General features: G+C 36.3%; 10 protein-coding genes. 7 read left to right on the forward strand and 3 right to left on the reverse strand.

Annotated elements, in window-relative coordinates; all coding sequences use genetic code 11:
* Nucleotides 1-23: 23 nt before the first annotated feature.
* Entirely contained in the window at nucleotides 24-1,226 is a 1,203-nt protein-coding gene (locus tag L1S34_RS01475) for a helix-turn-helix domain-containing protein (RefSeq protein ID WP_236362368.1), read from the reverse strand.
* A gap of 150 nt (nucleotides 1,227-1,376) precedes the next feature.
* Here L1S34_RS01475 and L1S34_RS01480 point away from each other — a divergent pair, with 150 nt between their 5' ends.
* The 3 genes from L1S34_RS01480 to dusB are packed head-to-tail and all read left to right on the forward strand — an operon-like array spanning nucleotide 1,377 to nucleotide 4,440.
* Nucleotides 1,377-2,657, forward strand: coding sequence for a putative DNA modification/repair radical SAM protein (locus L1S34_RS01480; RefSeq protein WP_236362370.1), 1,281 nt, complete (start codon nucleotides 1,377-1,379; stop codon nucleotides 2,655-2,657).
* The gene (locus tag L1S34_RS01485) at nucleotides 2,635-3,402 is read left to right on the forward strand and encodes a TIGR03915 family putative DNA repair protein (protein ID WP_236362372.1); all 768 of its coding nucleotides are present in this window, start codon (nucleotides 2,635-2,637) and stop codon (nucleotides 3,400-3,402) included. The genes L1S34_RS01480 and L1S34_RS01485 overlap by 23 nt, the downstream gene beginning before the upstream one ends.
* Before the next feature lie 42 nt (nucleotides 3,403-3,444).
* On the forward strand, nucleotides 3,445-4,440 hold the full coding sequence (gene dusB / locus L1S34_RS01490; protein ID WP_144890531.1) for a tRNA dihydrouridine synthase DusB: 996 nt from the start codon (nucleotides 3,445-3,447) through the stop codon (nucleotides 4,438-4,440).
* Between the two features lie 114 nt (nucleotides 4,441-4,554).
* On the opposite strand, the gene L1S34_RS01495 is transcribed toward dusB, so the two are convergent.
* Nucleotides 4,555-5,754: an ABC transporter permease gene (locus L1S34_RS01495; RefSeq protein WP_236362374.1), complete on the reverse strand. Its 1,200-nt coding sequence runs from the start codon at nucleotides 5,752-5,754 to the stop codon at nucleotides 4,555-4,557.
* 3 nt (nucleotides 5,755-5,757) lie between these two features.
* On the reverse strand, nucleotides 5,758-6,150 hold the full coding sequence (rbfA, locus tag L1S34_RS01500) for a 30S ribosome-binding factor RbfA (protein WP_166132818.1): 393 nt from the start codon (nucleotides 6,148-6,150) through the stop codon (nucleotides 5,758-5,760).
* Between the two features lie 232 nt (nucleotides 6,151-6,382).
* Here rbfA and L1S34_RS01505 point away from each other — a divergent pair, with 232 nt between their 5' ends.
* From L1S34_RS01505 to L1S34_RS01520, 4 genes are all read left to right on the forward strand, one after another.
* Nucleotides 6,383-9,559 carry a UvrD-helicase domain-containing protein gene (locus L1S34_RS01505; RefSeq protein WP_236362376.1) on the forward strand — a complete coding sequence of 1,059 codons (3,177 nt, stop codon included), beginning with the start codon at nucleotides 6,383-6,385 and terminating at the stop codon, nucleotides 9,557-9,559.
* Between the two features lie 45 nt (nucleotides 9,560-9,604).
* Entirely contained in the window at nucleotides 9,605-10,798 is a 1,194-nt protein-coding gene (kbl, locus tag L1S34_RS01510) for a glycine C-acetyltransferase (protein ID WP_236362378.1), read from the forward strand.
* Between the two features lie 112 nt (nucleotides 10,799-10,910).
* Nucleotides 10,911-12,359, forward strand: a complete 1,449-nt coding sequence (locus tag L1S34_RS01515) for an OmpA family protein (RefSeq protein WP_236362380.1) — start codon at nucleotides 10,911-10,913, stop codon at nucleotides 12,357-12,359.
* A gap of 63 nt (nucleotides 12,360-12,422) precedes the next feature.
* Nucleotides 12,423-15,200: a PD-(D/E)XK nuclease family protein gene (locus L1S34_RS01520; protein WP_236362383.1), complete on the forward strand. Its 2,778-nt coding sequence runs from the start codon at nucleotides 12,423-12,425 to the stop codon at nucleotides 15,198-15,200.
* Nucleotides 15,201-15,232 lie beyond the last annotated feature (32 nt).

Below are 15,232 nucleotides of genomic sequence, written 5' to 3' on the forward strand. Positions count from 1 at the left end.
TGTATTTGGATTGTACTCAAACCTTATTCAGTGGTGTATTCTTTCGGAGTTTTACCTGTGTTTTTCTTGAAAGCTCGATTAAAAGTAGCTTTCGAGTTAAAGCCGCAATCAAAAGCAATTCCTAGCAAGGTTGATTTTTTGTGTTCGCCATTTGACAAACTGAATTTTACCGCTTCAATTCTGAAATTATTGATGTAATCATTAAAGTTCATTTGAAAACCTTGATTGATCGTTTTGGAAATAACAGAGGCGTTGGTTTCTAATTTTTTTGCCAAATCAGTAAGTGTTAATTCGGGATTTTGATAGAGTTTTTCAGCCTGAATTAAGGTTTCTATTTTAGATTTCCAATGTTCCGTTTCGGGCGAAACAGTCTCTTCTACCGTCTCGTATTGAATGTCAATGCTCGTTTCCAAATTACCTATACTGCTGCTATGCAATAAAAGAATGGGACTTTTGTCAAAAAATGACATTTTAAACGGTATCGTAGCATTTGTAGGATTAGAATATCCCGTAATAGCAATGTAGTACATCACAATCGAGAAAGAAAGATAAAACCACCAACTACCTTGATACGACTTCATCTCTGGTAAAAAGTATTCAACACCATCAAAAACAAGTGGTAAAAGCAACATCACTAAAAAAGCAATCAAATACGTTTGAATCCATTTAAACAAAACCGAATCGGCATAACTCACTACTTGAAACATGAGTCTTTTGTAAACATTGTAATATCGGATACTCAAAATAAAGTATACAATCATCGAGAGTAAACCTAATTTTTGATACCATTCCTCGAAGTCTTTGTCCATTCCGTTTTCGTAAAAATAATAATCACCAAAAATGAATTTGTCGTAAATCCAAATAGCAATAATGTAAATAAGATACAGTAATCCTGGCAAAATATGAAGTGCCTCTTTTTTCGAAAATTTAAATGAGGGATTCAATAAACTTTGAGTGTAAAAAAAGATGATTGGACCTATCCATAAAAGATGTTGAAAAGGAATATAAAATAAAATATCGCGATAGGGTTGATTGTCATACCAGCCTGCAAAACCAAGCATCCAAGGTGCAATATAGAGGCTACACAGAAAAATGAAAAAACTCAGCCAATAATTCGATTTATTGTCGGTTTTGATAGCTTTTGCAAGTAACAAAACGCTGTAAACAACTCCTTGTGTAAACGAAATAAGTAAAACGGAACTGTAAAATCCAAAGGTAAAAAGCATCGGCGTTTTTTTGTAAAAATAGTACTATTTGTAATGTCTTGTTGCACTTGTCATTACTTTTTTTAAAGTGTTAATTAACTCAAAATAAAACAGTAAGAATTTTAATTATAGCTAACTTTGTCCTTCTTATTCTAGAAAAAAACAGCAAATTTGAACTTCGATAAACTTAAAGAAAAGCTAGAAATCCTCGCAGATGCGGCTAAATATGACGTGTCATGTTCCTCTAGTGGCGGCAACAGAAAAAATACTGGCAAAGGTTTGGGTGATTCCTCCTCAACAGGAATATGTCATACCTATACAGAAGACGGCAGGTGTGTTTCTTTGCTTAAAATTCTACTTACAAATTTCTGTATTTTTGATTGTGCGTATTGCGTTACCCGAAGCAGTAATGACATTCAGCGTGCTGCATTTACGGTTGATGAGGTAGTTGATTTGACGATTAATTTTTACCGAAGAAACTACATCGAAGGCTTGTTTTTAAGTTCTGGAATTTTTAAAAATGCCGATTATACCATGGAACGCTTGGTTAGGGTGGCCAAAAAATTACGTTTAGAACATAATTTTAACGGATATATTCACCTAAAAAGCATTCCTGGCGCCAGTGATGAGTTGATGCGTGAAGCAGGTTTATATGCGGATAGATTGAGTATGAATCTCGAAATCCCAACGGAATCTGGACTAAAATTACTGGCTCCAGATAAAAACCATCAGGATATGATCAAGCCGATGCGTTTTGTAAAAAATGAGCTGATACAATACAAAGAAGAAAAGAAAAAATTCAAAAGCACTCCTAAATATGCTCCGGCCGGCCAAAGCACGCAAGTAATAGTTGGCGCTACGCAGGAAAATGATTTTCAAATCATTCAGGTTGCAGATCATTTTTACAATAATTTTAATCTCAAACGTGTTTATTATTCGGGTTATGTACCCGTTTCTAATGATGCTCGTTTGCCGGCAATAGGCGCACAAGTGCCGTTGGTTCGCGAAAACAGACTCTATCAAGCCGATTGGCTGATGCGCTTTTATGGCTTTAAAGCCAATGAAATTCTCGAAAAAAACAATCCGTTTCTTGATTTAGAAGTCGATCCAAAAATGGGTTGGGCGTTGCGAAACATTACCCAATTTCCAGTAATAATTCAGCATGCGCCGCTAGAAATGATTTTGCGCGTTCCAGGAATTGGCGTAAAATCGGCACATAAAATTGTATATGCCAGACGTTTCCAAAACTTGACAATGGAACACCTTAAAAAAATAGGCGTTTCGGTAAATAGAGCTAAATATTTTATTTCAGTAAGCAACGAGAATACCCATTTGAAATTCTTGAACGCCTTGAATTTAAAAGAAATAATCCTCGGGGATATGAAATCTAAGTTCGAAAAGCCATTTGATAATCAATTATCACTACTCAATGACGCAACTTTCTTACGATAATACTTTTGAGGGTTTATTGACTGCCGTTTTCGAGATTTTTGAATTCAAATATCTAAACCCTAAAATCATAAAAAAAGACGAGCAGCAACAGCATTTATTTGCCGAAAAGATTGAAATTATTACCGATGTTTCCAAATCAGATCGGGTGATGAAAAAATTACAAGCACAACTGGGTAGTGACTGCGTTAGGTGCATTATTTGGGCTTTTTTATCTGAAAAAACGGGTGTTGAAGATGTTATTTTTGACGTTATTAATTATGCCGTTCAAAATCCTACAGTCAACGTGATGAAGAATTTTTCGAATGATAGTGTGCTCCAAATTTCGCAACTTACTAAAAATGTAGGTCGGGAGAAACATCGAATGGAAGCTTTTATTCGGTTCGAAGAATTGAAAGATGGTATTTATTTTGCAAAAATTGATCCAGATTTTGATGTATTAACTTTAATCATAAGGCATTTTAAAAACCGATACCAAGATCAAAAATGGATTATTTATGATTTGCGCCGCAAATATGGGGTGTATTACGATTTAAATGATGTCGAAATTGTGATGATGGACCTCGATATTAAATCATTAGACGATAAAAACAACCAAATATTCTCGGATACTGAAATCAATTATCAAAAATTGTGGTGGGAATATTTTGACCATAGCAATATAAAAGAACGCAAAAATACTAAGCTCCACGTACAACACGTTCCAAAGCGCTATTGGAAGTATTTAACCGAAAAGAAAATGTTTTAGACTTGCTAACATTTCCGTATTTTTGCAAAAAAATAAAACATCTTGATTAAAATAGGCGACCATATTGTTTTACCGGATTTTCCCTTACTTCTTGCTCCAATGGAAGATGTGAGCGATCCGCCATTTCGTAGATTGTGCAAAATGCATGGTGCTGATATGATGTACTCTGAATTTATTTCTTCCGAAGGATTGATTCGTGACGCCATCAAAAGCCGAATGAAATTGGATATTTTTGATTACGAACGCCCCGTGGGAATCCAGATTTTTGGTGGCGACGAAGAGGCAATGGCACTTTCTTCTAAAATTGTTTCTACTGTAAATCCAGATCTTATTGATATCAATTTTGGTTGTCCTGTTAAAAAAGTCGTTTGTAAAGGTGCCGGTGCTGGTGTTTTAAAAGATGTCGATTTAATGATTCGGTTAACCAAAGCCGTTATTGATAGCACTCATTTGCCTGTAACGGTGAAAACGCGTTTGGGTTGGGATGATAATTCTATCAATATCGATGAGGTTGCAGAACGTTTGCAAGATATTGGTGTTGCGGCGTTAAGCATACACGCTAGAACCCGCGCCCAAATGTACAAAGGTCACTCCGATTGGTCACACATTGCCCGCGTGAAAAACAATCCAAGAATTACAATGCCTATTTTCGGAAATGGCGACATTGATTCACCAGAGAAAGCATTACAATATAAAAACGAATACGGCATTGACGGCATCATGATTGGTCGCGCCGCCATTGGTTATCCGTGGATTTTTGACGAAATCAAACATTACTTCAAAACAGGAGAACATTTAGCAAAACCTACCGTTATTGATCGAGTAGAGGCAGTTCGCAATCACCTTACTTGGGCCATGGACTGGAAAGGCGAACGATTAGGAATTGTTGAAACACGTCCGCATTACACCAATTATTTTAAAGGAATCCATTCTTTTAAAACTCACAAACAAAAATTAGTAACCCTCGATCGTCCCGAAGAGTTATTTGCAGCCTTAGATGAAATTCAGGATGCTTATGCTGGGTATGAGGTGGTTTAGTAATTACTGTCAAAATAACCCGAGCTATATCAAATAGGCGAAGCAATTCCATTAATTTGCACAAATTGATTCGTGTAAATTAGTGGAATTGGTGTTTTATTTTAAAAGGGAAAACTATTCCAACAAAGATTTGCTCACGCGACTACTAGCAATAAGTGAAGCTAGAAAACCAAGAATTACAATAGTTGTCATCACAATAGCAACATTTTCAAATGAAAAAACAACAGGATAAGCCAAACTTTCAGTAAGCATAATCCATTGAAAATGCTCTTGAAGCAACACGATTACAATTCCCAAAAACAATCCTAAAATACCTCCAAATACACTCAGTAAGGTACCTTGTAGCAAGAATATTTTACGTAAATCTTGAATAGGAGTACCCAAATTGTACAAGGTTTTCAAGTTGGCTTTTTTATCCAAAATCATCATAATCAAGGCGCCAACCAAATTAAATAAAGCTACCACAATAACTAAGGTAAAAATCAAGTACACTGCAATATTCTCCGTGTTGAGCATTTTGTAAAGCGAGGCATTAAGCTGCGCTCTGTTTTTTATGGTAACGGTGTTTTTTAAAATGGTTTGCAACTGCTCGTTAATAGTGGCTTCATCAGCGTTGGCAGCTAATTTCAGTTCTATTCCTGAAACTTTATTGGTAGGATAACCCAATAATTCTTGCGCTAAACCCAAATCGGCAAAAACATATTTCGAGTCTAATTCTTCGTTGATAGCATAGATTCCAACCGGAATCAAATCCGATTTGTTAAAGGCTTGCTCCAAGTTGTCAATCGTTCCCCGACCCGGTTTTGGCACTAAAACCTCAAGCTGACGGTTAAAGTCCAGCAAACCCATCGAAAATTTTTGAGCTATGCCATAACCTACCACCACTTGGTACGTATCAGGTTGCAACCATTGCCCATTATATAATTTTGATTCAATGGCATTGACCTTGCTGTAGTTGGGGTCAACACCTTTTAGGTAAGTCACTTCTTGCTTGCCATCAAAGGTAAACAACACGCGTTCTTCAATAATTTTGGTAAACGATACCACGCCAGCAACAGCCTTAATTTGTTGCTCTTGTTGCGGGCTAACCACAAACGATTTCCCTTTAGTACTGCTAATTTTTAAATCAGGGTCAATCTCATTCGTAAACGACAAACTAAAAACTTTTAAACCGCTAAATACCGAAAGAACGACAAACAAGGCCATAGCACCCACAATAATACCCAAACTCGCAATGCGGTTTATGATATTGATGGCATTATTTTTACTGTTACTTTTAAGGTAACGCGTGGCTATGTACAGCGGAAAATTCAAGGATTATTGGAATCTGCGTTTGTCTAGTAAATCTCTGTTTTCAATAGGATTGTCTCTGTTGGCAAGCGCATTGTCAATTTTTTCAATGTAATCTAATGAGTCGTCAATAAAGAAAACCAAATTAGGCACCTTGCGCAATTGCAGGCGTACACGTTGCGATAAATCGTGTTTAATATTTTTTGAATTTGATTTTACAGCTTCTAAAATCTCTTGCGCTTTGTCCTGAGGAAAAACACTCAAATGCACCGTAGCAACTGATAAATCAGTAGTTACAGCAACTTTAGATACCGAGATCACCAAGTTAGAAACGCCGTTTTTTCTCACTTCACCTTGCAGGATATCCACCAAATCTTTTTGGATTACCCCGCCTATTTTTTTCTGTCTATTTGTTTCCATGCTGCAAAAATACTACTTTTAAGGTTTATCCCGAAGTTTCAACTCAAAATTAAAATGTAACCCTCTTACAGCGCAATTTTTAGGAGCTGTTTCCCGCTTTTCATTACAATCTTTCCTGCTCTGCTAGCGCACCGCAGTAAAGGATTTTCATTGCAATCGGGGCTAGGGAGTACGTAAATGAAGTTGTTAATTTCAGGTAAAGATAGTAGATAATCCAAAAGCAAAATTCAAGATGCAAAGACCATCCTTTTCTATATACGACGCCTCAGCAGGTTCCGGAAAAACCTATGCACTTGTCAAAGAATACCTGAAAATCATTCTTACAGCACACAAAAACGATGCATACCGCCATATTTTAGCCATCACTTTTACCAATAAAGCCGTACACGAAATGAAGTCGCGTATTGTGGGTAGCTTGTCTGAATTTGCCAAAGACGAACCAAGCGACAAAGCACATGATTTAATGCTTGATTTAGCGGCAGCAACCCAATTATCGGTTATTCAAATAAAAGTAAAATCGCAACAAATCATCAAGCATATTATTCACAATTATGCGGCTTTTGATATTTCTACCATTGACAAATTCACTCATAAAGTAATTCGAGCTTTTGCGCACGATTTGAATTTGCCCATGACTTTTGAAGTTACTTTGGATACCGAAAACCTCTTGATTGAAGCGGTTGATGCTATTATTGCACAAGCCGGTGAAGATGAGACTTTGACCAAATTGCTCATCGATTTCACTATGGAAAAAACCGATGATGATAAATCTTGGGACATTTCACGAGAAATCCTCGACACAGGTAAATTGGTGCTGAATGAGAACAACCGAAATGAAATTACACATTTTCAAGACAAATCGATTGCTGAGTTTGTAGCTATAAAAAACAAATTAGATACAACCTGCAAGGAGCTAGAAAAGGAAACGGTTGTTTTTGCAGAAGAAATAGTAAGCTTAATTGATAAAAATGGTATTGATGTGAAGTCCTTTTCCAGAGGCACTTTCCCCAATCATATTGCAAGTATTCAGCAAGGAAAATTCAATCCTAAAAATAAAATGTTTCTTGAGTTTGATGATATTGCCATCAACAAAACAGCCAAAGATCGTGATCGTGATCTAATTGAAAGTTTGATTCCGCAAATGCTGGATCAATTAAAAACGATTTATGGAACTTTCGAGAAAATAAATTTCTACAAAGCCTTCCTCAAAAATATTACACCACTTTCCTTGTTGAATACCGTCACTAACGAATTGGCTAAAATTCAAGAAGAGCAAAATGTGTTGTCTATTTCTGAGTTCAATGCCATCATTCACCGTGAAATTCAAAATCAACCTGCTCCTTTTATATACGAGCGATTGGGCGAGCGCTACCGTCACTTTTTTATAGATGAGTTTCAGGACACCTCCGAAATGCAATGGCAGAACTTAATTCCATTAATTGATAATGCACTTGCGGGTCAAGATGATTATGGTGTAAAAGGAACGTTAATGATTGTGGGCGATCCTAAGCAATCTATTTATCGCTGGCGCGGAGGAAAAGCAGAGCAGTTTATCGAACTGAGTAAGGACAATAATCCGTTTAGCAATCCGGACAAAGTTTTAGAACATTTGGATAAAAACTACCGTTCTTATTCGCAAGTTATCGAGTTCAACAATGCCTTCTTCAAGTTAATTGCAAACCATTTTGATCAACCTGATTACCGCGACTTATACGAAAATCATAGCAGTCAAAAAACAAATGATAAAAAAGGAGGTTTTGTAAGCATTGCTTTTATCCCCAATATAGATAAAAAATCAGCAGACGCTGAGGAAAGTAGCGACGAAGAAGTTCTCGACAAAGCCGATTTGTATCTCGAAGCTACTTTAACAACCATTCAAAAAGTGTTGCAAGAAGGATTTGAATACAAAGACATCGTGCTGCTTACCCGTAAACGTGACCAAGGTATTGCCATTGCTAATTATTTAACAGAGAAAAAAATACCGTTATTATCATCAGAAACCTTGATGATTCAAAATGCAACCGAGGTGCAACTCATTATTCACTTGTTGAAATACCTTAAAAACAGTGCCGACTTAGAGGCGAAAGCACATTTTTTATATCACATAGGATTAAATAGTCAAACGGAATTACCGGTTCACGATTTCATCGCTCAAGGCATGGCGCTCAAACAAGAAGCTGATTTTGAAAAATGGTTATTGCAATGCAATGTAGCGTTGTCGTTTCAAAATATTCGTAAAAAATCGCTGTATGAAGCCGTAGAAGTAATTATTGCAAAGTTTTTACAGTCGCAAAAAAGCAATGCGTATGTACAGTACTTTTTGGATATTGTTCTTGAACGCGACGTGCGCAATCAAGCCGGCATTGCTGATTTTGTAAGTTTCTGGGAAAAAAGCGGTCACAAATATAGCATTCCGTCGCCCGAAGGAACGAACGCGGTCCGTATTATGACCATTCACAAATCAAAAGGATTAGAGTTTCCGGTGGTAATTTTTCCGTTCGCAGAAGAAGATTACAATCGAAAACCCAAAGATAAATTATGGCTCAATGCCGCTGAAGAAGATTTAGGAATTCCAAAAGTACTGATTGATAATAGCAGTAGCGTAGAAGGATTTGGAGACGAGGCCGCCGAGGTTTACCAGCAAAAGAAACAAGAAGAACTATTGGATAATGTTAACGTACTTTATGTGGCGTTAACTAGGGCTGAGGAACAGTTGTATGTGATTTCGAATATGAATTTAAGTTCAAAAGGCGAGTTGCCAAAAAATAATATGTGTACCTTTTTTATAGAGTACCTTCAAGCAAACGGAGGGTTTGATGAAAATCAATTTCTTTATGAATCTGGAAATTCAAAACGTCTGTCCGTAGCTAAACCACATGTAGATAGCTCGCGCGTGATTCCGTTTGTGCAGGAAGTTTTAAATCCTAAAAATATAAAAATTGCACAACGCGAAGCCTTGATGTGGGGTACGCAGCAACAAGAAGCTATTGAGTACGGAAACCTAATTCATGAGATACTATCTTTTGTAAAAACCTACGATGAGGTTGATGTAGCAATCACCAAAGCAATCGAAAGCGGAATGATCGCCATAACTCAACAAGAAACCGTTCGTACCAGTTTGCAGGAAATTGTGAGCCATTATGAATTAGCCGCTTGTTTTGCTAAAGGCAATACGGTACTCAATGAGCAAACCATCATTCAAAAAGAAGGCGGCACTATAAAACCTGACAGAATGGTAGTAAACTCCAACAACGAAGTGTACTTATTGGATTATAAAACGGGGATGCATCAAAAAAAATACGGACAGCAGCTACACAACTACCAGCAAGCTATTGAAGCTATGGGTTATAAAGTGACAAAAAAAGCGCTAATTTATATCGGAAAAGGAATTGAAGTAGTAAATTTGTAACGCAAAAATGAATAATTCGCAAAATAGAATTGTAAACTATAAATTATGTACGGAAAAATAAAGGAACATTTGCAAGCAGAATTGCAAACAATAGAGGAGAATGGAATTTTTAAAAGAGAAAGAATTATTACATCGCCACAAGCAGCTGAAATAACCATTTCTACTGGAGAAACTGTTTTGAATTTTTGTGCCAATAACTATCTTGGACTTTCATCTCATCCCGAAGTGGTACAAGCAGCGAAAGATGCTTTGGATTCTCATGGTTTCGGAATGTCGTCTGTTCGTTTTATTTGCGGAACACAAGATATTCATAAAGAGCTAGAAAAAAAGATTGCTGATTTTTACGGTTTAGAGGACACCATATTATACGCTGCAGCATTTGATGCAAACGGAGGCGTTTTTGAACCTTTATTAGGAGACCAAGATTGTATTATTTCAGATAGTTTAAACCATGCTTCTATTATTGATGGAGTGCGTTTGTGTAAGGCGGCGCGCTACCGTTACGAAAATTCCAACATGGAAGATTTGGAACAACAGTTAATAAAAGCCACAGAAGCAGGTTGCCGCTTTAAATTAATTGTAACAGATGGTGTGTTCTCTATGGACGGATTGGTTGCGCCTTTGGATAAAATTTGTGATTTGGCTGATAAATATGATGCCTTAGTAATGGTAGACGAATGTCATGCAGCTGGTTTTATTGGTGCAACTGGTAAAGGTACTCCTGAAGCAAAAGGGGTTATGGGGCGTGTGGACATCATCACAGGAACGCTTGGTAAGGCTTTAGGAGGTGCGATGGGCGGTTACACTACTGCTAAAAAAGAAATTATTGAAATTTTGCGTCAGCGTTCAAGACCATATTTGTTTTCAAACTCTTTAGCGCCAGCTATTGTTGGTGCATCATTAAAAGTATTTGAATTACTTGAAAAAGATACCACCTTACGCGATCAACTAGAGTGGAATACCAATTATTTCAAAGCAGGTATGAAAGCAGCTGGTTTTGATATCATCGATGGTGATTCGGCAATAGTACCTGTTATGTTGTACGATGCTAAACTTTCTCAAATTATGGCTGATGAATTGTTAAAAAAAGGCGTGTATGTTATTGGTTTCTTCTTTCCGGTAGTTCCAAAAGACAAGGCCAGAATTAGAGTTCAGCTTTCTGCCGCACATACACAAGCACATCTAGATAAGGCTATTAGTGCATTTACTGAGGTTGGAAAAGAGTTAAAAATTATATAATTCCCACATTGTTACGGATAAGAAGGTTTTTTTTAACATTAAACTTTGTAGTTTAAAATTTACGTACTACTTTTGTCCATAATTAACTAAATTGTAATTAAAAAATTTAAGTATGAAACATCTTAACAAAATTTTTGTTGCTGCAATAATGGCGATGGGATTAAGCTCTCAAGCACAAGACAGGAACAATCCTTACGCTATCTCTTTCGGAGTTAACGCAGTTGACACTAAAGCAGGAGCAGAGGGTGGAAAAAACTGGCTAGATCGTCATTTTTCTCAACCTTTCGCAGTAAAAGATAATTGGAACATTTTACCATCAGTATCATACCTTAGTGTATCTAGATACGTTGGTGACAATTTCTCTTTTGGTCTTTCAGGATCTGTAAACAAAATTAGCAAATTCGTTACTTTTGCTCCAGAGCCAGAAACAGTTATGCACGATAGCCGTGGTTACATCGTAACTAACCCAGGTGATTTGATGTATTACGGAATTGACGCCACTGTTAAGTATAGCTTTATGAACTTGATCAAATCTAAAGTAATTGATCCATCTTTATCTGTAGGTGGTGGTTATACTTTCCTTGGTGATAGTAGTTTTGGAACTCTTAATCCAGGTGCAGGTTTAACTTTATGGTTTACTGATAATGTTGGTTTAGAGTTAACTACACGTTACAAAAAAGCTTTTGGAGATAGAACAGAAGGAAATGTAAATTTTGCTGCTCCAGATGCTCCATCTTTATTTCAACACACTGCTGGTATCATCTTCAAATTTGGAGGTAAAGATACTGATGGTGACGGAATCTACGACAAAGATGATGCTTGTCCAGAAGTTGCTGGTTTGAAAGAATTCAACGGTTGTCCTGATACTGACAAAGATGGTATCCAAGACAGTGCAGATGAGTGTCCAGAAGAATTTGGTTTAGCTGCATTAAACGGATGTCCTGATACTGACGGAGACGGAATTGCTGATAAAAATGATGCATGTCCAGAAGTTGCTGGTTTAGCTTCTTTGAAAGGTTGTCCAGATGCTGACGGAGACGGAATCGCTGACAAAGATGACAAATGTCCTACTGTTGCTGGTCCTAAAGAAAACGCAGGTTGCCCTTGGCCAGATACTGACGGAGACGGAGTACTTGACAAAGATGACGCTTGTCCATCTGTAGCAGGTCCAGCTAGTAACAAAGGATGTCCTGAAGTTACAACTGAAGCTTTAGATAACTTAAAAATTCAAGCTAGAGCAATCTACTTTAATTCAGGAAAAGCTACTTTCAAAGTTGGTGATGTACCTGCTAGACTAGATGCAATGGCTTCTATCCTTAAAAATTATCCAAACGCTAAATTCAGTGTTGAAGGACATACTGATAGCGATGGATCTGACGAATTTAACCAAAAACTTTCTGAAGACAGAGCTAACGTGGTTAGAGATGCTTTATTAGAAAGAGGTATCAAAGCTGAAGATTTAAAAGCTGTAGGTTATGGTGAGTCTGCTCCAGTTGAAACTAACAAAACTGCTGCTGGTAAAGCTAAAAACAGAAGAACTGAGATTTTATTACAAAAATAATTTCTTCTAAAATATTTATAAGAAACGCCTCGATTTATCGGGGCGTTTTTTTATTTTTATAGAATGACAAATATTTCTTTTTTAGATAAAATAGCTTCAGTTTTATTACAAAATCATGCTACCAGTTTGCCCAAAACAATTGTTGTGCTACCCAACAAGCGCGCTAAAATCTTTTTACTTGAAGCGCTTAAAAAGCAAGTTAGTACAAACATTCTTGCGCCTCAAATTATAAGTATCGAAGATTTTATACAAGACATAGCTGGAATCAGAACTATCGATCCAATAGAGTTATTATTTGAGTTTTACGAGGTTTATTTAAGTCAAACAGATGCGTCTAAACAACAAAGCTTTGAATTGTTTGCCAATTGGGCGAAAACTTTATTGCAAGATTTTAATGAAATTGATCGCTACTTGCTCGATCCTGCTTATGTTTTATCATACCTAAAGGATATTGAAGACATAAAAAAATGGGGTATTGAAGTAGAAAACAAAACTCCTTTACTGGAAAAATATATTGATTTTTGGAAATTACTTCCACAGTATTATCAAACCCTTTACAAGCATTTACTTGAACTTGGAGTAGGTTATCAAGGTTTGATTTATAGAGAAGCAGTGAACAACTTGAACTCATTTTGCCAAAATCTTCAAGATAGTCGGTTTTTATTTGCGGGTTTTAACGCCTTAAATGCTGCCGAAGAAAAAATCATACAACATCTATTAGCTGCTGACCGTGCCGAAATTTATTGGGACGCTGATCAAACTTTTTTGAACGATCCGTATCACGATGCGGGTTTGTTTTTGCGCAGATTTAAAGAAAGTTGGAAGCATTATAAGTCAAATCCTTTTGAGTGGATTGTTGACGAATTTTCTCAAACAAAAAATATTCAAATTATTGGTACTCCCAAAACAATGGGTCAGGCTAAACTTGCCGGAAGTATCATTGAAAAAACTATCGAAAAGTCGAGTGAGCTAGGCCGAAAAGAATCGCTTGATAAAGTAGCTGTAGTACTGGGAGAAGAGAGTCTTTTGGTGCCGCTGTTGTATTCTTTGCCAGCTACGGTGGGCGCTTTGAATATCACAATGGGTTATTCTAGTAAAAATAATCCGGCGCAAATTTTAATTGCCAAATTATTCAAAATGCATACCAATGCATTGGCTAGGAATGCGAAAAGTTATGTGTTCTATTATAAAGATGTTCTTGATATATTGACGCATCCTTTGGTGGAGCCGTATGCTGAAACTAAGGCTTTGGTACAATTAATAAATCAAAATAATTACACTTTTATACCCCATCAAAAATTGGTGGAGTTGAATGTGATGCCAACAAATTTGTTTGTATTGCTTTTTCAAAAATGGAAGCTTGGAGCTATTCCTGTTTTAGAAACTATTTCTCGATTATTGTTGATTTTAAAAGAGAATCTTAACAACGATAACGAAGAGGAAAAAATAACGAAAGCATTTGTGTATGCTATCTTTAAAGTGATTAATAAACTGATTAATTATTATTCAAAATCAGCACATATTGATAAAATTGAAACGTTATATGCCATTTACAAACAGGTTATTGATCTAGCCGAAGTTTCGTTTGAAGGTGAGCCGCTAAATGGTTTGCAAATAATGGGAGTTCTTGAAAGTAGGGTTTTAGATTTTGATACGGTCATTGTTACATCTATGAACGAAGGTAAATTTCCAGCCGGAAAGTCTCAAAATTCTTTTATTCCTTATGATGTGAAAAGAGAGTTAGGGTTGCCAACTTTTAAGGAGAAAGACGCGATTTATACCTATCATTTTTATCATTTGTTGCAGCGCGCTACAAACATTTACTTGCTTTACAATACGGAAAGCGAAGGTTTGGATGCTGGTGAAAAAAGCCGATTTATTACCCAATTAGAAGTAGAAAAACAAAACAACCACACGCTTACACACGAGATTTATAATGCTACTTTACCTGAAATAGCTTATGAGCCAATGGAAATCCCGAAGTCGGATAGCGTAATGCTTCGCCTTAAAGAAATTGCTGAAAAAGGATTTTCACCCTCTGCTTTGACCAGTTATATTCGGAATCCGATACAGTTTTATTTCCAAAAGATTTTACGCATCAGCGAAGTAGAAGAGGTGGAAGAAAATATTGCCTTGAATACGCTGGGTACCATTATTCACGAAACTTTGCGTGTTTTATACGAGCCATTTATTGATAAGTTTATTTCTGAAAATGATATTCTAAATTGTTTCAAACAAATAGACGATGAGGTTCTAAAGCAATTTAAACTTGTTTACAAAGAAGGCGAAATAAAAAAAGGACGAAATTTATTAGCTTTTGAAGTAGCCAAACGGAATGTATCAAACTTCTTGAAAGTAGAATTAGAAAGCATCAAAAATGGAGATGCGATCAAAATTATCGCTTTGGAACAAACTTTTGAGCGCATTTTACAGCATCCGAATTTACCTTTTCCAGTTTTAATTAGAGGAAATGTGGACCGAATTGAAGAGCGCAATGGAAACATTCGAATCATCGATTACAAAACGGGGAAAGTAGATAAAGCAAATGTGACTTTGAAATCTTGGAACGGACTCATTGAAGATATAAAAAGTGATAAGATAATTCAAGTGCTTGCCTACGCATTTATGTATGAAACCGAAGCAAAAGGAAAACCAATTGAAGCTGGAATTATTTCTTTTAAAAATCTAAAAGCAGGTTTTTTACCTTTTAATTTTAAAATCGATAAAGAGGTACAAACTACTATTTCGACTGAAATGCTGAATAATTATCTGGAGCAATTGGTTATACTATTAAGTGAAATTTTGGACGAGAAAATACCTTTCAAAGAAAAAATAATTTAATTCATATACTATCAGAAAATTAAATAACAGTT

It is taken from the genome of Flavobacterium sp. K77 (assembly GCF_021608205.1).
Lineage (GTDB): Bacteria > Bacteroidota > Bacteroidia > Flavobacteriales > Flavobacteriaceae > Flavobacterium > Flavobacterium turcicum.